Below are 17,277 nucleotides of genomic sequence, written 5' to 3'. Positions count from 1 at the left end.
CCCTCCGCCGCTGGCCGTGGCCGCGTTGGTCGGAACCCCACCGTCAGATCCAATGCCTGGCGGTCACTGGGGTTGATTGCTCCCTCGACGGCCGCGCTTCCGGCGGGCGAAATCAGACGCGCTGGCCGTCCTTCACGCGGTAGGTTGGCTTGTACATGGTGACAAGCTCTTCCGCCGCGGTCGGGTGCACGGCCATTGTGCGATCGAAATCATCCTTGGTCAGACCGGCCTTCAGCGGGATGCCGAGCAGTTGCGCCATCTCGCCCGCATCCGGCCCAAGAATGTGGGCGCCAAGCACTTTGCGGGAAGTGCCGTCGACCACCAGCTTCATCAGCATCTTTTCGTCGCGGCCCGACAGCGTATGCCGCATCGGGCGGAAGCTGGCGCGGTAGATCTCGATATCCGCGAAACGCTTGACCGCCTCGTCTTCCGACAAGCCCACCGTACCGATTTCCGGTTGTGAGAAGACGGCGGTCGCGATCGTTTCGTGGTCGGGCGCGGTCGGGTTGTTCTTGAACGCCGTCTCCACGAAGCACATCGCTTCGTGGATCGCCACCGGCGTCAGCTGCACGCGGTTAGTGACGTCGCCGATCGCCCAGATATTGTCGACATTGGTGCGGGAATAATCGTCGACCTTGATCGCGCCGGTCGAGGTCATCTCGATGCCGACGCCTTCCAGGCCCATGTTCTCGGTGTTGGGGATGCGCCCGATAGCCAGCATGACCTGGTCCACCGTCAGTGTCTTGCCACTGGTCAGGAGGGCGTCGAGCCGGCCATCCGGCCGCTTGCGCACCTGTTCGGTCACCGAATGGCAGAGTATCTTTATCCCCTTCTTTTCCATCGTCTCGTGCAGGGTGTGACGCAGATCCATGTCGAAGCGGCTGAGTATCTCCTTGCCGCGATAGACCAGGGTTGTGTCGACGCCGAGGCCGTGGAAGATGTTGGCGAATTCGACAGCGATGTAGCCGCCGCCTTCGATCATGATCGCCTTCGGCAACGCCTTGAGATCGAAAGCCTCATTGGAGAAGATGCAGTGTTCGTGGCCGGGCAGCGCCGGATGCGCCGCAGGACGGCCACCGGTGGCGATCAGGATCTGGTCGGCGGTCACGGTGCGGTCCTCGCCCAGAAGATGGACCACGTGCGGATCGACGATCATCGCCCGCGAATGAAAGGTCTCGCCGCCGGCGCCCTCGACATTCCTCTTGTAGATCGCCTCCAGCCGGCTGATCTCGCGATCCTTGTTGGCGACCAGTGTCTGCCAGTTGAAACTGGCCTCTGGCACCGTCCAGCCATAGCCGGCCGCGTCGGCGAAATGCTCCGGAAATTGCGAGGCGTAGACATAGAGCTTCTTCGGCACGCACCCCCTGATGACGCAGGTGCCGCCGAAGCGGTATTCCTCGGCGATGCCGACGCGCTTGCCGAGTGCCGCCGCAACGCGTGCCGCCCTTACCCCGCCGGAGCCGCCGCCGATGACGAAGAGATCGTAATCATAACCGGCCATGAGGCAGCTCCTTGAACGTCGGAAAATGTGGGTGACAGGTAGGCCGCCAAAGGCCAAAAGAAAAGCCCGGACAAGCCGGGCTTCACAGATGGCCGCAAGGCCACATTTGAAAACGCGGGATCAGTTCTGCGTGCCGTCGGCAGGAGCCGAACCATCGGCGGGTGCGGCGCCATCCGCCGGAGCAGCCCCATCAGCGGGCGCCGGTGCAGCCGGCGCCTTGGCCTTGGCGGCCGCGGCCAGCGTTTCGCCGACCTGCTGGGCGAGATCGCGGGCCAGGCCGTTCTGCCAGATGTCGGCTGCCTTGACCAAATCACGCGTCACGGCCGGACCATTGTCGAGCAGCTTCTTGCCGGCCTCGGAGCCGTAGAAGGCCGCGATGTCGTTGAGATCTTTTTCGGAAAACACCTTCGCATAGGCAAGGGCCGCTTCCTTCTCGAGATCGGCGCGGCGCGAGGCCATCGCCACTGCCTTCTCGTTGATGGTCTTGCCGATCAGCTCCTGCATGTCCGGGTTCTTCTGGATGAGCTGCGATTCGAGCGCGGCTGCCGCCTGCGGCAGGATATTGTCGAACGGATCGGTCGCATGGATCGCCGAGACCGCCGCCCGGGCCGCCTTCAGGTGCGATTCCGTGACGTCCTGCGAGAACGCCGGCGAGGAGAAGGCGAAAACGGCCGAGGCCGCCAGAACGACGCAAAGGCCGCGAACCCGGTTATGCAACATCATGATCGGTAGAACTCCCTGGTTTTCGGGCGGCATGGACGGTTTGGATGCCGTCGCCACCGGCGATGATGGCCGCTGACGCCAGCCCGATGAAAAGACCATGCTCGACCACGCCCGGAATGGCGTGGAGAGCATTCGAAAGCGCTCTTGTATCCGGAATGCGGCCAAAAGATGCATCGAGGATAAAATGGCCGCCGTCTGTAACAAAAGCCTGGCCTCCCGTCATCCTCAATGTAATCGGACCGGAAAGGCCGAGATTTGCAGCCGCCGCCGCTACCGCGATCTCGGTGGCGCGCAGGCCGAATTGGTTGACTTCGATCGGCAGCGGAAACCGGCCGAGCGTCTCGACCATCTTCGACCGGTCGGCGATGACGATCATGCGCTGCGAGGCCGCGGCCACGATCTTCTCGCGCAGCAGCGCGCCGCCCCCGCCCTTGATCAGGGTCAGCTCCGGGTCGACCTCGTCGGCGCCGTCGATGGTGAGGTCGAGCTCGGGCGTTTCCTCCAATGTCGACAGCGGCACGCCAAGCTCGCGGCACAATGCAGCGGTGCGCTCCGACGTCGGGACACCGATGACAGTCATGCCCGTCGCGACCTTGTCGGCGAGCAATCGTACGAACTCTTCGGCAGTGGTGCCGGTGCCGATGCCCAGACGCATGCCATCGCCGACATGGGCAAGAGCCGCCCGCGCGGCCTCGACCTTCAATTGCCTCGCATCCATGCTGCCTTGCCGTCCCGAAATGTGATGCATGTCGCCCAAAAGTAACCGTGGTTTTGGGAACCACATGCGACCCGCTTTAGTGTTTTGGGCTCCTAGCATTTTTGCCGGTCCGGTCAAAGCCCCTGGTGGCCATACCACCACCGCCCTGCTTGCCTTGACGCGCGCCAGCCTTTATCGCCTGCCAGTTGTACAAACCTGCGTGGACAGACAATGATTCGCCCGACAATCGTGTTCGACCTCGACGGCACGCTGATCGATACAGCACCGGACCTGCTCGACAGCCTCAACCACAGCCTGGCCGCCAGTGAGCTCGCGGCCGTCGACGAAGCCGGCTTCAAGCGCTTCGTCGGCCATGGCGGTCGCGTGATGATAGAGCGGGCGCACGCCGCGCAGCACCGCTCGCTCGATGTCACCGAGCATGACCGGCTGCTAAAACTGTTCCTCGATCATTATACCGACAACATTCCCGGCAAGTCCCGCCCCTACCCTGGTGTCATCGAGGCGATCGCACGCTTCGAGAAGGCGGGCTACCTCCTGGCTATCTGCACCAACAAATACCAGGCCAACTCGCTGGCGTTGATCGAAGCGCTCGGCCTGACCAGGCATTTCGCGGCCATCGCCGGGCAGGACACGTTCGCCTTCCGCAAGCCCGATCCGCGCCACCTGACCGAAACCATCCGGCTGGCCGGCGGCGATCCCCACCGCGCCTTGATGGTCGGCGATTCGCAGACCGACATCGACACCGCCAAGGCCGCCGGCATTCCTGTGGTGGCTGTCGATTTCGGCTACACCGACCGCCACGTCCGCGAATTCGAGCCCTCGGCGATAATTTCGCATTTCGATGCGCTGACCGCGGATCTGGCGGAAAGGCTGATCAGCGCCGCTGGACATTGAGCGGGCAGCGACCGGCATCCTGTCGGAACAGACCAGAAAGAGTGAAGAATCCGATCGCTGTGAGAATGCCAGACACCGCCTTGACTTAACCGGTTGGCCTCCCTTATATCGCGGCTCGCTTGGCCTTCGGGCAACGAGCGGGCGATTAGCTCAGCGGGAGAGCACACCCTTCACACGGGTGGGGTCGCAGGTTCAATCCCTGCATCGCCCACCATTTTCCCCGGAATGGTTTTTCAGTCTCAGCCCCCTGCTTCGACGCTCCGGCGAATTGCAGTCCGCAAGCGCGACCTGCCAAGCATCGCGGCCATCTGGAACCAACCACCACGCCAGCGAGTTTCCTTGCGTCGAAACTTGAGGGAAAACCATGTCCAGATTTATCGTGGCAACCAGCGTTGCCGTTCTTCTTGCTGCCGGTCCGGCTCTGGCCGCGGATGACAAGCCGCTGCCGCCACCCAATGCCAAGAAGCTTTCGGAGATCATCGCCAAGGTCGAGCAACGCGACGGCTTCCGCTATGTGAAGGAAGTCGATTGGGACAATGGCGCCTACACCGTCACCTACTACACGTCGGATAAGGCGAAGGTCGAAATCACCTACGATCCGGTGTCGGCCGAGCCTAAGTAGGAGTCGCGCCGGACACTCTCCATTCGACGGGCCTGCCGTTTTCTCCACGCGCCTTGATCGACGATCGGAGTGCCGCAAATTGTCTATCCTTGGAGTGCGTGTGGCGGCGCCTGATCGTCGTGCTTGGTGTTTGAGGAAAGCCTTGCATGCCGGCAAGGGCGCCTGCCCTTGCGCCGGATCGTCTTTGATGGCTGACTGAACCGGTTGACTGCGCCTTAGGGGGATGGGCATGGCGACGGCGAAGCACGTGATGAAGCGCATCCTGATGATGCTGGCCGGCTATCTCGTCGCGATACTGGTCGGCCTCGTCGCCGTGGTGGCTATCTATGCCGCGCTCAGTTCCTTGCCCAACGCGCCGGCGTATTTCGACGTCATGGGGGTTACACCGATCGCCGCCCTGGTGGTGCCGCCGCTTGGCATGTTCATCTATTTCCTGACGATTGTCGTGACCGCGCTGCAGACGCTGATCTTCGCGCTGATCGCGGAGTTCTTCTCGTTGCGCAATGTCCTGATGCACATGGTCTTCGGCGCCGCTGCCGCCGCGGGCGGCTTCTTCCTGATCTGGCCGAGTTCGGCGGAGGACATGGACCCGGAGCGATGGGCCGACATCGGCATCATCGCCGCCGCCGGCCTTGTCGCTGGCCTGATCTACTGGCTGATCGCCGGGCGGGAAGCGGGCTTCCGCCGCCCATTGTCGCAACTCTGAACGATCAGCTGGACGGCGAACGCACCGCCTCGGTCGCGTCCAGGGCCTGTTTCAGCCGCGAGTCGCGATCGTAGACATCGTCGAAATACTCGACCTTGCCGGACATGTCGGGCCACGCGGTGAAATAGGCGACGTAGACCGGGATCTTGCGCGTGACATCCTCGGTCGAATGTCCGTGCTTAAGCTTCTCGGCGACATAGTCGACCGAGGTGCCTAGCACAGCGGCTGCCATGCCGCGCGGGTCCTGCAGGCGCACGCAGCCATGGCTGAGCGCGCGCATGTCCTGCTTGAAGAATGATTTCTGCGGCGTGTCGTGCATGTAGATCGCGTGCTTGTTGGGGAACAGGATCTTCAGTTCGCCCAGGGCATTGGCCTCGCTCGGCTGCTGGCGCACGCTGTAGGGAATGTTGGCGCCATAGGCGCCCCAATTGACCGCGGACGACGGAATGCGCTTCCCGCGCGAGTCCGTCACCTCGTAGCCCGCCCGGTCGAGATAGCCGGGGTCACTGCGCAATCTGGGCAGCATCTCGTTGACGATGATCGACTGCGGCACGCCCCAATAGGGATGGAAATCGACCTGCTTGATCTGGTCGTAGAAGAACGCCGTCTGGTTGGTGACCCGGCCGACGACGGCGCGCGTCTTCAGCTTTTCCTCGCCATTGTCGATGTAGCTGGCGGTGAACGCGGGCTGGTTGATGAAGACACGCGGGCTGCCGAGATCGGAAGGCAGCCAGCGCAGCTCCTCCAGCGCCACCTGTACCTTGAGCAGCCTGTCGGCCTTCGAGGTACCGGCCAGCAAGGCGACGGTGCGCGGACCGATGACGCCGTCGCCCTTCATGCCTTCCTTGACCTGCACCGCCTTGATCAGCGGCACCAGTTCGGGGACGTAGACCTCGCTGGTCGCCAGCCGCGACAGGAGCTCGCCATAGGTGCCGCCCATGTCGTCATCGAGATTGCGCGCGATCAGCGACAGCAGCTTCGGCAGTTCGGGGCTGGTCTGCCCCGGCTTCAGCAGCAGCTTGGGGTCGACGACGATCTCGTTCTCGGCACTTGCCTGCAGGGATTCCAGCTCGACGCGCAGCGCCTGATATTCCGCATTCTGCGGATGCCGCGATTCGAGGTAAGTGCGCACTTCCTGCGTATGCGCCAAGGTCTTCAGTACGCCGACCATGTCGAGCGGCTTGGCCGGGAAATCATAATAGCCGGTCATCCGGTTGGGCTCGACACGGCCGCTCTGGGCATCATGGGCGTAGCGCAAGACGCGCGCCGAAAGCGCCATTTCGAAGCGCACCAGTTCCTTCAGCTTGGCTGCGTCGTCCACGGAAGCCGAATTCACGGCCGGTACGTCGACCGTATAGTCGGCTGGCGTCAAGCCATAGCTCGCGGCCTCGCCGAGCACCCGAACCGCATCCTGGGCTCGGTTGTTGAGGCTGGTTCCGCTCACCCAGATGAAGTCCGGATTGGCCGAATAGTATGCGATCAGCGCCTTGGCGATATCGGGCTCGGCATAGAGTTCGTAGTCGCTGAGACCTGCAATGGCATCGTGGAAAGCAGCTCCAGTGGCTGACGGAACGAACGCCGCGTCCTGCGGCGTTGCGGGCTGGGGTGCCGCCGACAGCGTCGAGAAGTCGACGCGCACCAGTCTATCGGCCTTGTAGGTGTAATAGGACGGGCTGCTGATCTTTACGCCGCCGCCAGCAGGAACTTTGGGCTTGGGTTTGTGCTTGGGCGGAGGCGGAAATTCCCCTTGCGGCTCATGCTTGACACCACCGCCGAACAGCATGTCGAAAAGCCCTTGCGCACCGGCTTGAGGCGCGCCCAGGGCGAGCGTTGCCGCGATCGCCATCAGCGGCATCGCGGTTGCTTTGTTTCCGAGGAATTTCATCAATCACCCGCTCCGGTCGCAACCGGTTCCCGTTCCGCACGCTAGACCGTCTCGCTCACCGCATGGCGGATGTAAGGCGCGACTATACTGATTCATACCGATTTCGTTAAGCTTTCATAAATTTCGGAAAGCCTGTTGCAGAACGGTTTCACAACATCGTGACGGCGGGAGCGAGGGTGTTTCAGCTCCCGCCTGGGAACTCCGCAAAACTCAGGCGTTGGCGCCGCCATCGATGGTCAATGCGGCGCCGGTCACGAAACGTCCTTCAGGGCCGGCAAGCCACGCGACCATGCCGGCGATGTCGTCGGCCTTGCCGAATCGCGGCATGGCCATCTTCTGGCGCTGGTGCTCGGCATGCGGTCCGTCCGCCGGGTTCATGTCGGTGTCGGTCGAGCCAGGGTGGACGACATTGGCGGTGATGCCGCGCGGACCGAGGTCGCGCGCCAGGGCCTTGGTCAACCCGACCAGCGCCGCCTTGCTGGCGGAATAGGCGCCGAGGCTGGTGTCGGTGACGCGTTCGGCGAGATTGCTGCCGATCGAGATGATCCGGCCGCCCTCGCCCATATGAGCCGCCGCGGCCTTCGAGGCGATGAACGGAGCTCTCAGGTTGACCGACATGGTCTCATCGAAATCGGCAAGCGACAGCGTATCGATGGGTGCCGCGCGCCAGATGCCGGCACTGTTGACCAGGATGTCGAGCCGGCCGAAGGCACCAACGGCCTGATCGACGGCTCTGTCTATCGCCACGGCATCCCGGTTGTCGGCCCTGATCGCAATGGCACGGCCGCCCTTGGCCTCTATATCGGCAACAACGGAGAGAGCCTGCTCCTCGCCGTTCACATAAGTCAGTGCGACGGCCGCGCCATCGGTGGCCAGGCGCCGTGCAATCGCCGCCCCGATGCCGCGGCTGCCACCCGTGACGAGGGCGGCCTTGTCGTTCAAATTGCTGGAAGACATGCGTTTCTCCATTTATGTATCGATCAATACATAAATGTCTGGCAGTCTTGCCCGGTTGCGTCAACTGATTTATGTATCGGTCAACACAGAAAAAGCGCCATGCCGGAAAGAGGCCGTCCCCGTACATTCGATCGAACCGCGGCCCTGCGGCGCGCGATGGAACTCTTTTGGGCCAAAGGCTACGAGGGCACTTCGATTGCCGAGCTGACCGCGACGATGGGCATCAATTCGCCCAGCCTCTATGCCGCCTTTGGCAGCAAGGAGGCGCTGTTCCTCGAAGCGACCGAATATTACACGCAAGCCGAAGGAACGGAAATCTGGGCCGCATTGGACCAGGCATCGACGGCATGCAAGGCGATCGAGAACTTCCTGCGGCAGACAGCCAAGGCTTATTCGCGGACCGATCGCCCGCAGGGCTGCCTGATTGCACTGGGTGCACTGCACGAGGACTCAAGCAGCGGCGCCATCTGCGCGGATTTGCGCCGGCGTCGCGCCGGAAACCTCACAGCCCTGCGCAAGCGCCTCGAGCGCGGCGTGGCCGAGGGCGAATTGCCGGCGAAATTCGATTGTCGTGCCGTGGCGACCTTCTTCGCCACGGTTCAGCATGGCATGTCGATCCAGGCGCGGGATGGTGCCTCGCGCGCCGCCCTGCTGGCGACCGTGGCCGGGGCGATGGCGGCGTGGAAGACGATGGCCGCAACCGAGGCGGCGTGACAAACGCAAGCTGGTGTGCTCGAAATTCGGACCTGCCACCAAGGGCCGGGAGGGGACGACGGTGAAAAAGGGTTATCGCGAACTGCTCGACGAGGCCAATGCCGAGATCGAAGTGGTTTCGCCTGAAGAAGCGGCGGGATTGCTCGAAGATGAGGGCACGATCTTCGTCGACTTGCGCGACCCTCGCGAGGTCGAACGTGATGGGAGAATACCCGGCGCCAAACATGTCACTCGTGGCATGCTGGAATTCTGGATCGATCCCGAGAGCCCTTATCACAAGCCGTTTTTCGCCTCGGGAAAGAGCTTTGTCTTCTTTTGTGCCGGCGGCTGGCGCTCGGCGCTCGCCACCAAGACCGCGCAGGACATGGGACTGACGCCGGTCAAGCACATCCTTGGCGGCTACACAGCCTGGAAGGCGGCCGGACTGCCGATCGAGCCCGGCGAGAAGAAGAAGTAGCCCAATGCATGTCGCTCAAAAGTGGTCCCGGGTTTGAGACAACGATATGCATGGAACGAGGACCGCGGCTCAATGCAGCAATGACGGCTCGTGGTTCCCCGCGACGAAGGCAACGGCGCGTTCGACAACACCCTTGTCCGCAAGAATGCGGCGGTGGCCGAGCCCGTCGGCCCAGTGCAGCCGCACATGACCGCCGGCGCCGGCATAGCGTCTCGCATGCTCAGCCGGTACCTCGCGGTCATCAGGCGCGTGGATGATAAGCGTCGGCACCGGCGCCTGTGCGAGCTGGCGGTCGCCGGTGAATTCATGCAGGGGCCGGCCGGACAAGTGTTCGACACGGTCCGCCATGGCAAGCTGCGAGCGGGGACCGACATTGAGCATGCGGCTGAAGTCGGCAAAGATCGCCGGCAAGGAACTTGGCGCCGCGATCAGCACAAGACGCCCGGCCGCCAGCGGCGGAATGTTCTTGACCGAACCTGCGATGGCGTTGGCGGCAACGGCGCCGCCGAAGGAATGGCCCACCGCCGCAACGAACGGACCGAACCATTCGCCGGCGACCCGCACCGCGTCAACCGCGTTGACCATGTTGAGATGCCGGCCCTGCGAATGTCCGTGGCCCGGCAGGTCCAGCGAAACGACCCTGTAGCCGGCGGCGCGATAGCCTTCGATCAATGCACGCATGTATTCGGTGCGCGAACGCCAGCCATGGACGACGAGCACGGTGCCGGGAGCCGCCCTTCCCGGCTCCGGCCGGAATTCGTGCACCGCCACGCAGCCGGTCGCCGTCTTCAGCCGATGATGGCGCGCCTCGGTCATGAATTCAGCGGCACGGCCGATGGCACGACGCTCAGCGTCGGTCAGCGCCCTGGCGCTCGGCGTACGGCAGAACAGTTCGAAGGCCGCCCGCCCGGTGATGCGCGGCGCAATATGTTCGGCCGCACCAAACACACCTCGGATGACCTTCAGCCCGAATGATGCCATAGTGGGAATCCATCCATACGTTCAAGCATGAACATAATAGTTCAAAGATGAACAATAAACAAGAGCTGCCCTGGGACAACCCGCGTTTTCGCAACTGGGTCGCGGTGGCGCGCGCCTGCCATGTGCTGGAGCGCACGCTGGCGGTGAAGCTCGCGCCGCTGGATCTCAAGCCTGCGCAGCTCGACGTGCTGATGAACCTCTACCGCCATCCCGGCATGTCGCAGCACGACCTTGCACGCAAGCTGCTCGTCGGCCGCTCCAACATCACAATGCTGTTGCCGCAGCTGGAGACGCGCGGCCTGCTGCGCCGCGAGGGCGACGAGAAGGACAAGCGCATCCTGCGGCTGGCCCTGACCGAGGCCGGCGAGGCGCTGCTGATGCAGGCGCTGAAAGTGCATATGGCGCTGATCGAAAAAGCGATGAGCCAGTCGACACCGGAACAGTGCGACATGATCGGCGAACAGATGCGCAAGATTTACGATGTGCTGAAGGAAGCCTAGCACCAAGGTGGGCCGGGATTCAGGTCAGGATGCGCCGAAAATGGTGGCTTCGAGAGCCGGAGCGGAGCGTACTCAAAGTACGTGAGCACCGGAAGCGCAGGAGGCCGCCATTTGCAGGCCAGCCTGACCTGAATGTCGGTGCACCGGTCACCACATCGTTTTCTTCGCCCGCTCCGGCCATTCCTTGTCATAGGTTTCGCCGTCGATGTTCTTGCGGCTGGTGATTTCCAGGATTTTTCCGGGCGTCGGCAGCGACTTCGGGTCGACATGTTTCGCCGGGTTCCACAACTCGGACCGCACAATGGCGCGAGCGCATTGGAAATAGACCGAATCGACGTCGATGACGGTCACCGAACGCGCCGCCTTGCCGTCGACCATGAACGATGCGCAAAGGGCGGCATCCGTGGTGAGGTGCGCGCGGCCGTTGATGCGCAGCGTCGTACCGGAGCCCGGCACCAGGAACAGCAGCCCGACGCGCTGATCCCTGATGATGTTTTTCAGCGAATCGGCGCGGTTGTTGCCGCGCCGGTCCGGCATCATCAACGTCTTCGGATCAACGATGCGCACGAAGCCGGCGAGATCGCCGCGCGGTGAACAGTCCAGCCCCTCCGGGCCGCTGGTGGCCAGTGCAACAAAGGGCGAGGCCTCGATAAAAGCGGCATATTCGGGAATGACGTGGTCGAGTTCCTTGACCAGCGAGGCTTCGCCGGGAAAGCCATAGAGCGCTTCAAGCTGTTCGACAGTGGTGATGAGCGACATCTTTTTCGTCTCCGGATCTTTGCCGGCGCTACTCCAGATGTGTGACGCCTTTACGACGCCAGCTTAGCGGTCACGGCTCAGCCCCTTTTCCGCAAGCTCGGCAAGGTAGGCATTCCAGCGCTCATCCTTCTCATGGCCGAGCGTATGGAGGTAGTTCCAGGTGAAAATCCCGGTGTCGTGGAAATCATCGAAGGTGATACGCACCGCGTAGTTGCCGACCGGGTCGATCTTCAGGATGGCCACGTTGCGCTTGCCGGGAACCGTCACCCGTTGCTCCGGAGAATGCCCCTGCACCTCGGCCGATGGCGAGGCAACCCGCAACAGCTCCGCCGGCAATTCGAATGGCTGGTGATTGGGAAAGGTGACCGACAGCAGTTTGCGGTCCTTGGAGACCCTGAGTTCTTTTGGCGCGGTCATGCAGTTTCATCCCGTATCGATTGCCCTTCCCTACGCCGCTTCGCGAAAGGGGAAAAGTCCTGATAGACGACCGACACACCGTGTCGGCTCCGGGATGTTACCAAAGATCGAGAAGCGGTATCTTGAATGGCGGGCTGGATCGTATCACATAGCTGTATATAACGACGCCGATAACGGCCACGGAAACGCTCGAACATGAACATGATCGACCCCTTTGGTCGCACGATCAGCTATCTCAGAGTGTCGGTCACCGACCGCTGCGATTTCCGTTGCACCTATTGCATGGCCGAAGACATGGCCTTCCTGCCGAAGAAGGACCTGTTGTCGCTGGAAGAGCTGGACCGGCTCTGCACCGTCTTCATCCAAAAGGGCGTCAGGCGGCTGCGCCTCACCGGCGGCGAGCCGCTGGTGCGCAAGAACATCATGCATCTGGTGCGCCAGCTCTCGCGCCACCTCGACAGCGGCGCGCTCGAAGAACTGACGCTGACCACCAACGGCTCGCAGCTGTCGCGCTTCGCCGCCGAACTCGCCGATTGCGGCGTCAAGCGCATCAACGTCTCGCTCGACACGCTCGACGCCGACAAATTCCACCAGATCACCCGCTGGGGCCATCTCGACAAGGTCATGCAAGGCATCGACGCCGCTCAGGCGGCCGGGCTGAAAGTCAAGCTCAACGCCGTGGCGCTGAAGGACTTCAACGACGCCGAACTGCCCGACATGATGCGCTGGGCGCACGGCCGGGGCATGGACCTGACCGTCATCGAAACCATGCCGATGGGCGAGATCGACGCCGACCGCACCGACCAGTACCTGCCGCTGTCGCTGCTGCGCGCTTCGCTGGAGCGCCAGTTCACGCTGACCGACATTCCCTTCAAGACCGGCGGCCCGGCCCGCTACGTCCACGTCGCCGAGACCGGCGGAAAGCTCGGCTTCATCACGCCGATGACGCATAATTTCTGCGAAAGCTGCAACCGGGTCAGGCTGACCTGCACCGGCACGCTCTACATGTGCCTCGGCCAGGAGGATGCCGCCGACCTGCGCGCGCCCTTGCGCGCATCCGAAGGTGACGAACTTGTCGCCGATGCTATCGATGAGGCTATCGGCCGCAAGCCGAAAGGCCACGATTTCATCATCGACCGTCGCACCAGCCGCCCGTCGGTGTCCCGGCATATGAGCGTGACGGGCGGCTGACCTTCCTGTCGATCTGTGCAAGGATTGCTCCCGGTCATTGGCTTTGGGGCAGCAGATGCGGCGGCTTTTTTCGGTGATTGTGGCTTTCGCGACTATTGCAGCAAGCAGCGCAATCGCGGCACCCTTCACCTATGTGAATGAGCGCTTCGGCACCGTCTGCACCTTTCCCGACGAGATCTTCACCGATCGTCAGCCCGAGCCCGAAAATGGCGACGGACAGGTATGGTTGAGCGCGGACGGCGCCGGCCTGACCTGCTCCGGCATCCTCAATGTCGACGACGATACGCCGAGAGGCTTTGTCGCGGAAGAAAAGGCAAGCAAGGAACCCGGCTATACCGTCACCTATAGCAAGACCGGCAGGAACTGGGCGGTGCTGTCGGGGACGAAGGATGGGCAGATCTTCTACGAGCGGCGCCTGTTCGGCCGCGATGGTGTTATCCGCACGGTCTGGATCGATTACCCGCCGGCTCTCAGGTCGAAATATGATCCACTGGTCGGCGCCATCGCCGGCAGCCTCAAGGGGCCATGAAAACTGCGGCGCGCCCAAGAGCATTTTAGCCACACCGCGAACAAATCTCTGCCTGCAATGTCCATCTGATTTACTGGTGACGGTTTCCCGCCTAGCGTTCGTTTCGTAGCGGCTGTCGCTTTTTGGGGAATACATCATGCACAAATTTCTGCTTTCGCTGGCTCTGCTTGGGCTTGCCGCCCTGCCCGCGGCAGCGCAGTCGATCGGCGGCACTTACACTGTCGCCGGCACCAACTTCGATGGCTCGGCCTATGGCGGCGAAGCCACCATCACGCTGACCAGCGGGACGACCTGCACGATCCATTGGGAGACGGGCGGCTCCTCCTCGGACGGTATCTGCATGCGCAATGACGACGCATTCTCCGCCGGCTATGTCATGGACAAGGATATCGGCCTCGTTGTCTACAAGGTCGAGGAGGACGGCTCGCTGCATGGCCTGTGGACGATCGCGGGCAAGGAAGGCAACGGCACCGAAGTGCTGACGCCGAAGAAATAGCATCGCCCAGGCTGGTTGGTTCCGGGAGGCGGAGCGGCCTCCCGGAACGATCCGTGACGAAGCCGGAATGTGATTTCAACCCGGGCCACGGCGATTCTCCCTGTTCTGGCACAGCCCTTTGCCATTGCTGTTTCGCGGTGGGCTGGTACAGGCTTGCTTGCTCAGGCAATCGGTAGATGTCTTGCCCTTATCTCCAAATCTTCGCGGCGCGTTGTTCATGATGGTGGCGATGGTTGGCTTCACGCTCAACGACGCCATCACCAAATACTCTTCGCAATCGATGAACATGGCGCAGGTCATGCTGATCAGGGGGGCTTTTGCCTCACTCTTCGTTGGCTTGCTGGCCTGGCAACGTGGCGCGCTTTTGCAGCCGCGCCTGATGCTGCAGCCATTGGTGGCGATCCGAGTCTTGGGCGAAGCGGGTGCCACCGTGTCGTTCCTCGTGGCGCTGGCCCATTTGCCGATCGGCAGCGTCTCGGCGGTTCTTCAGGCGCTGCCGCTGGCGGTGACGATGGGTGCCGCGCTGTTTTTCGGCGAACCAGTCGGCTGGCGACGCTGGATGGCGATCGCCATCGGTTTTGCCGGCGTGCTGATCATCGTGCGGCCGGGCTTCGACGGCTTCAGCGTCTATTCCCTCGTGGCGCTGGTCAGCGTTGCATGTTGCACCGTGCGGGATCTCGCCACCAAGCGTATCCCCCAAGCCATACCGACGATGCTGGTCTCGACCGCCACCGCGCTGGCAATGACCGTCGTCGGCGCGGCGCTGTTGTCGCCGATGGGTGGCTGGACGCCGATGACCGTCAAGAGCACGACGCTGCTGGCGCTGGCCGCGGTGCTCGTGCTTGTCGGCTATCAGTTCATCATCATGGCGATGCGCTCGGGCGAGATCTCCTTCGTCGCGCCATTCCGTTACACCGCGCTCCTCTGGTCCATACTGCTTGGCTTGATCGTCTTCGGCGATTTCCCGGACATGCCGATGATCGTCGGCGCGGCGATAGTCGTCGGCTCGGGTCTTTATACGCTTTACCGCGAACGGCTGGTCGGCCGGCGAAGGATCGTCGCCGAAAGCACCGGGCCGGCCATGGCGCCGGACGGAATCTAACCCTTGAAGCTGCTTGCGATTTCCGGCGGCTGGCGTAGAGGCTGGGCGGCATGAAACGGGATGTCGCGGGGATCATTCTGGCCGGCGGCCAGTCACGGCGCATGGGAGGCGGCGACAAGAGCCTGTTGCCGCTTGGTGCCGGCTGCGTGCTTGACCAGGTCCTGTCGCGCCTTGGCCCGCAGATTGAAACCCTGGCGCTCAGTGCCAATGGCGATCCGGCACGCTTTTCCCGTTTCGGACTGGCCGTGCTTGCCGACACCGTCGAAGGCTTTGCCGGCCCGCTTGCCGGAATCCTGACCGGCCTCGAATGGGCCGCTGCCAGCACACCTTGCAAGGCGGTCGTCACCGCTGCCGGCGACACACCCTTCCTGCCGCTTGATCTCGTCGATCGCCTGGCGTCAGCGGCCGACGAACATCCCGGCTCTATTGCCGTCGCGTCCTCGGCCGGCAGGCTCCACCCGACCTTCGCGCTATGGCCCACCGATTGTCGCGACGCCTTGCGGCATTTCCTGGTCGATGAGCATAGCCGGCGGGTACTGGCCTTCATCGAGCGCCACGGCCATGTCGAGGTGGAATTCCCGATCCTGCAATCCACAGGGCTCGATCCTTTCTTCAACATCAACATGCCCGACGATCTTGCCGAGGCCGGACGCCTGTTGCAGAGCATGACTTCATGAACATCTTCGGCATCACCGGCTGGAAAAACTCCGGCAAGACCACATTGACCGAAAAGCTGGTCGCCGAGCTTGTGCGGCGCGGCTGGAAGGTCTCGACGGTCAAACATGCCCATCATGACTTCGACATCGACAAGCCTGGCGCCGACAGCTTTCGCCACCGGCAGGCCGGCGCCACGGAGGTCGCGATCGTGTCCGGCAACCGTTGGGCGCTGATGCACGAATTGCGCGGCGAGGACGAGCCACCGCTGGAGGGCATCCTTTCGCGGCTCGCCCCATGCGACATCGTGCTGATCGAAGGCTACAAGCGCGAGTCCCACCGCAAGATCGAAACACGGCGGCTGGCGGCAAAGGACCGGACGCCGCTTTCGGCCGACGATCCCAATATTGTCGCCGTCGCCGCGGATTTCACCGTCACGGACAAGAGCCTGCCGGTATTCGACCTCGACGACGTAAAATCGATAGTCGACTTCATCGAGCGCACCACCGGCCTCGTTGCTTGAGATGTAACGTAACGGCAGAACCCCGTTACCGATTTTGGTGGTTTTGCAGTTGCTTTTTTCTTGGAAAGAGTGGGAGTATCGCTTCAGCGGGCGGTCAAAAGCACCGCCCCACAGAGCCGTTACGGAACGACGGCCGGGACCTAAAGAGAGGACTATCATGCGTATTGCACTGCGTATCGCGCTCGCCGCATCGGCCGCGCTGCTGACGCTCGGCGTAGCCCAGGCCCAGGAAAAGACCCTGCGGATCGGCACCGAAGGCGCCTACCCCCCGTTCAACAATCTCACCTCCGACGGCAAGCTCGTCGGCTTCGACATCGACATCGCCCAGGCGCTTTGCGACCAGATGAAGGTCAAGTGCACCTTCGTCGCCCAGGATTGGGACGGCATCATCCCCGCGCTTCAGGCCGGCAAGTTCGACGCCATCGTCGCGTCGATGTCGATCACCCCGGAGCGCAAGGAAAAGGTCGACTTCACCCACAAATACTACAACACGCCTTCGGCTCTCGCCGTGCCGAAAGACTCGACGCTGAAGGGCGTGACCAAGGAAGATCTCGCCGGCAAGACCATCGGTGTCGCCACCACGACCACGCATTTCAACTATGCCTCGAAAACCTACACCGACAGCACCGTGAAGGGCTATCCGAGCAGCCCCGAGGAGCAGGCGGATCTTGCCAATGGCCGTCTCGACGCGATCGAGGACGATATCGTCGTGCTGCAGCAGTGGCTGGACTCGCCCGATGGCGCCTGTTGCAAGATTCTCGGCCAGCCCTCGCCGCAACCGGTCGAGATCTTCGGACCGGGCGCCGGCATTGCCGTGCGCAAGGGCGAGACCGACCTGGTCAACAAGCTCAATGAGGCCATCGACGCCATCCGCGCCAACGGAAAATACAAGGAAATCAACGACAAGTACTTCAAGTTCGACGTCTACGGCGCCGAGTCCTGATAGAC

21 protein-coding genes and 1 tRNA gene are annotated in these 17,277 nt (G+C 62.7%); 14 read left to right on the top strand and 8 right to left on the bottom strand.

What is annotated here, in order from left to right; all coding sequences use genetic code 11:
• Window positions 1-112: 112 nt before the first annotated feature.
• The 3 genes from gor to rpiA form a co-directional block, all read right to left on the bottom strand.
• Window positions 113-1,501 (bottom strand): glutathione-disulfide reductase, encoded by a 1,389-nt coding sequence (gor, locus tag EB815_RS22515; RefSeq protein WP_056577244.1) that lies wholly within the window; start codon window positions 1,499-1,501, stop codon window positions 113-115.
• A gap of 120 nt (window positions 1,502-1,621) precedes the next feature.
• The gene (locus tag EB815_RS22510; protein ID WP_065005079.1) at window positions 1,622-2,224 is read right to left on the bottom strand and encodes a DUF2059 domain-containing protein; all 603 of its coding nucleotides are present in this window, start codon (window positions 2,222-2,224) and stop codon (window positions 1,622-1,624) included.
• Window positions 2,211-2,942 carry a ribose-5-phosphate isomerase RpiA gene (gene rpiA / locus EB815_RS22505; RefSeq protein WP_056577240.1) on the bottom strand — a complete coding sequence of 244 codons (732 nt, stop codon included), beginning with the start codon at window positions 2,940-2,942 and terminating at the stop codon, window positions 2,211-2,213. The genes EB815_RS22510 and rpiA overlap by 14 nt, the downstream gene beginning before the upstream one ends.
• A 210-nt stretch (window positions 2,943-3,152) precedes the next feature.
• On the opposite strand from rpiA, the gene EB815_RS22500 reads away from it, so the two are divergent.
• From EB815_RS22500 to EB815_RS22485, 4 genes are all read left to right on the top strand, one after another.
• A complete protein-coding gene (locus EB815_RS22500) occupies window positions 3,153-3,836 on the top strand; it encodes a phosphoglycolate phosphatase (RefSeq protein ID WP_056577237.1) in 684 nt (227 codons plus the stop codon).
• 139 nt (window positions 3,837-3,975) lie between these two features.
• Window positions 3,976-4,050: transfer RNA gene (locus tag EB815_RS22495), tRNA-Val, on the top strand.
• A 150-nt stretch (window positions 4,051-4,200) separates the two neighbouring features.
• The gene (locus EB815_RS22490; protein WP_056577234.1) at window positions 4,201-4,458 is read left to right on the top strand and encodes a PepSY domain-containing protein; all 258 of its coding nucleotides are present in this window, start codon (window positions 4,201-4,203) and stop codon (window positions 4,456-4,458) included.
• A gap of 223 nt (window positions 4,459-4,681) precedes the next feature.
• Window positions 4,682-5,164, top strand: coding sequence for a hypothetical protein (locus EB815_RS22485; protein WP_056577231.1), 483 nt, complete (start codon window positions 4,682-4,684; stop codon window positions 5,162-5,164).
• 4 nt (window positions 5,165-5,168) lie between these two features.
• Here the strand turns inward: EB815_RS22485 and EB815_RS22480 are convergent, their stop codons facing one another.
• Window positions 5,169-7,049, bottom strand: coding sequence for a L,D-transpeptidase family protein (locus EB815_RS22480; protein WP_056577228.1), 1,881 nt, complete (start codon window positions 7,047-7,049; stop codon window positions 5,169-5,171).
• Between the two features lie 210 nt (window positions 7,050-7,259).
• Window positions 7,260-8,006 carry a 3-oxoacyl-ACP reductase family protein gene (locus EB815_RS22475; RefSeq protein ID WP_056577456.1) on the bottom strand — a complete coding sequence of 249 codons (747 nt, stop codon included), beginning with the start codon at window positions 8,004-8,006 and terminating at the stop codon, window positions 7,260-7,262.
• Window positions 8,007-8,105: 99 nt separating this feature from the next.
• On the opposite strand from EB815_RS22475, the gene EB815_RS22470 reads away from it, so the two are divergent.
• Window positions 8,106-8,720, top strand: a complete 615-nt coding sequence (locus EB815_RS22470; RefSeq protein WP_056577225.1) for a TetR/AcrR family transcriptional regulator — start codon at window positions 8,106-8,108, stop codon at window positions 8,718-8,720.
• Between the two features lie 61 nt (window positions 8,721-8,781).
• Window positions 8,782-9,177, top strand: a complete 396-nt coding sequence (locus tag EB815_RS22465; RefSeq protein ID WP_056577222.1) for a rhodanese-like domain-containing protein — start codon at window positions 8,782-8,784, stop codon at window positions 9,175-9,177.
• A gap of 69 nt (window positions 9,178-9,246) precedes the next feature.
• On the opposite strand, the gene EB815_RS22460 is transcribed toward EB815_RS22465, so the two are convergent.
• Complete coding sequence (locus tag EB815_RS22460) at window positions 9,247-10,158, bottom strand: alpha/beta hydrolase (protein ID WP_056577219.1); 912 nt, start codon at window positions 10,156-10,158, stop codon at window positions 9,247-9,249.
• 47 nt (window positions 10,159-10,205) lie between these two features.
• Between EB815_RS22460 and EB815_RS22455 the strand changes: the two genes are divergently transcribed.
• Window positions 10,206-10,658, top strand: a complete 453-nt coding sequence (locus tag EB815_RS22455; RefSeq protein WP_027028975.1) for a MarR family winged helix-turn-helix transcriptional regulator — start codon at window positions 10,206-10,208, stop codon at window positions 10,656-10,658.
• A 147-nt stretch (window positions 10,659-10,805) separates the two neighbouring features.
• On the opposite strand, the gene EB815_RS22450 is transcribed toward EB815_RS22455, so the two are convergent.
• The gene (locus EB815_RS22450) at window positions 10,806-11,417 is read right to left on the bottom strand and encodes a pyridoxamine 5'-phosphate oxidase family protein (RefSeq protein WP_056577216.1); all 612 of its coding nucleotides are present in this window, start codon (window positions 11,415-11,417) and stop codon (window positions 10,806-10,808) included.
• A 63-nt stretch (window positions 11,418-11,480) separates the two neighbouring features.
• Window positions 11,481-11,834, bottom strand: a complete 354-nt coding sequence (locus tag EB815_RS22445; protein ID WP_056577214.1) for a gamma-butyrobetaine hydroxylase-like domain-containing protein — start codon at window positions 11,832-11,834, stop codon at window positions 11,481-11,483.
• 195 nt (window positions 11,835-12,029) lie between these two features.
• Here EB815_RS22445 and moaA point away from each other — a divergent pair, with 195 nt between their 5' ends.
• The 7 genes from moaA (at window position 12,030) to EB815_RS22410 (ending at window position 17,272) form a co-directional block, all read left to right on the top strand.
• Window positions 12,030-13,025 (top strand): GTP 3',8-cyclase MoaA, encoded by a 996-nt coding sequence (gene moaA, locus EB815_RS22440; protein ID WP_056577212.1) that lies wholly within the window; start codon window positions 12,030-12,032, stop codon window positions 13,023-13,025.
• Window positions 13,026-13,080: 55 nt separating this feature from the next.
• Window positions 13,081-13,554 (top strand): hypothetical protein, encoded by a 474-nt coding sequence (locus EB815_RS22435; RefSeq protein WP_065005080.1) that lies wholly within the window; start codon window positions 13,081-13,083, stop codon window positions 13,552-13,554.
• A 136-nt stretch (window positions 13,555-13,690) separates the two neighbouring features.
• The gene (locus EB815_RS22430) at window positions 13,691-14,050 is read left to right on the top strand and encodes a hypothetical protein (protein ID WP_056577206.1); all 360 of its coding nucleotides are present in this window, start codon (window positions 13,691-13,693) and stop codon (window positions 14,048-14,050) included.
• Between the two features lie 181 nt (window positions 14,051-14,231).
• Window positions 14,232-15,152 (top strand): DMT family transporter, encoded by a 921-nt coding sequence (locus EB815_RS22425; RefSeq protein ID WP_056577203.1) that lies wholly within the window; start codon window positions 14,232-14,234, stop codon window positions 15,150-15,152.
• Between the two features lie 50 nt (window positions 15,153-15,202).
• Window positions 15,203-15,829, top strand: coding sequence for a molybdenum cofactor guanylyltransferase MobA (gene mobA / locus EB815_RS22420; protein ID WP_056577201.1), 627 nt, complete (start codon window positions 15,203-15,205; stop codon window positions 15,827-15,829).
• The gene (gene mobB / locus EB815_RS22415) at window positions 15,826-16,329 is read left to right on the top strand and encodes a molybdopterin-guanine dinucleotide biosynthesis protein B (RefSeq protein ID WP_065005081.1); all 504 of its coding nucleotides are present in this window, start codon (window positions 15,826-15,828) and stop codon (window positions 16,327-16,329) included. The genes mobA and mobB overlap by 4 nt, the downstream gene beginning before the upstream one ends.
• Before the next feature lie 157 nt (window positions 16,330-16,486).
• Window positions 16,487-17,272, top strand: coding sequence for an ABC transporter substrate-binding protein (locus tag EB815_RS22410; protein ID WP_056577195.1), 786 nt, complete (start codon window positions 16,487-16,489; stop codon window positions 17,270-17,272).
• Window positions 17,273-17,277 lie beyond the last annotated feature (5 nt).

The organism is Mesorhizobium loti (genome assembly GCF_013170705.1).
GTDB classification, from domain to species: Bacteria; Pseudomonadota; Alphaproteobacteria; order Rhizobiales; family Rhizobiaceae; genus Mesorhizobium; species Mesorhizobium loti_D.
Note: the sequence above shows the minus strand (reverse complement) of the source record. Positions and strands in the feature narration are given on the sequence as shown.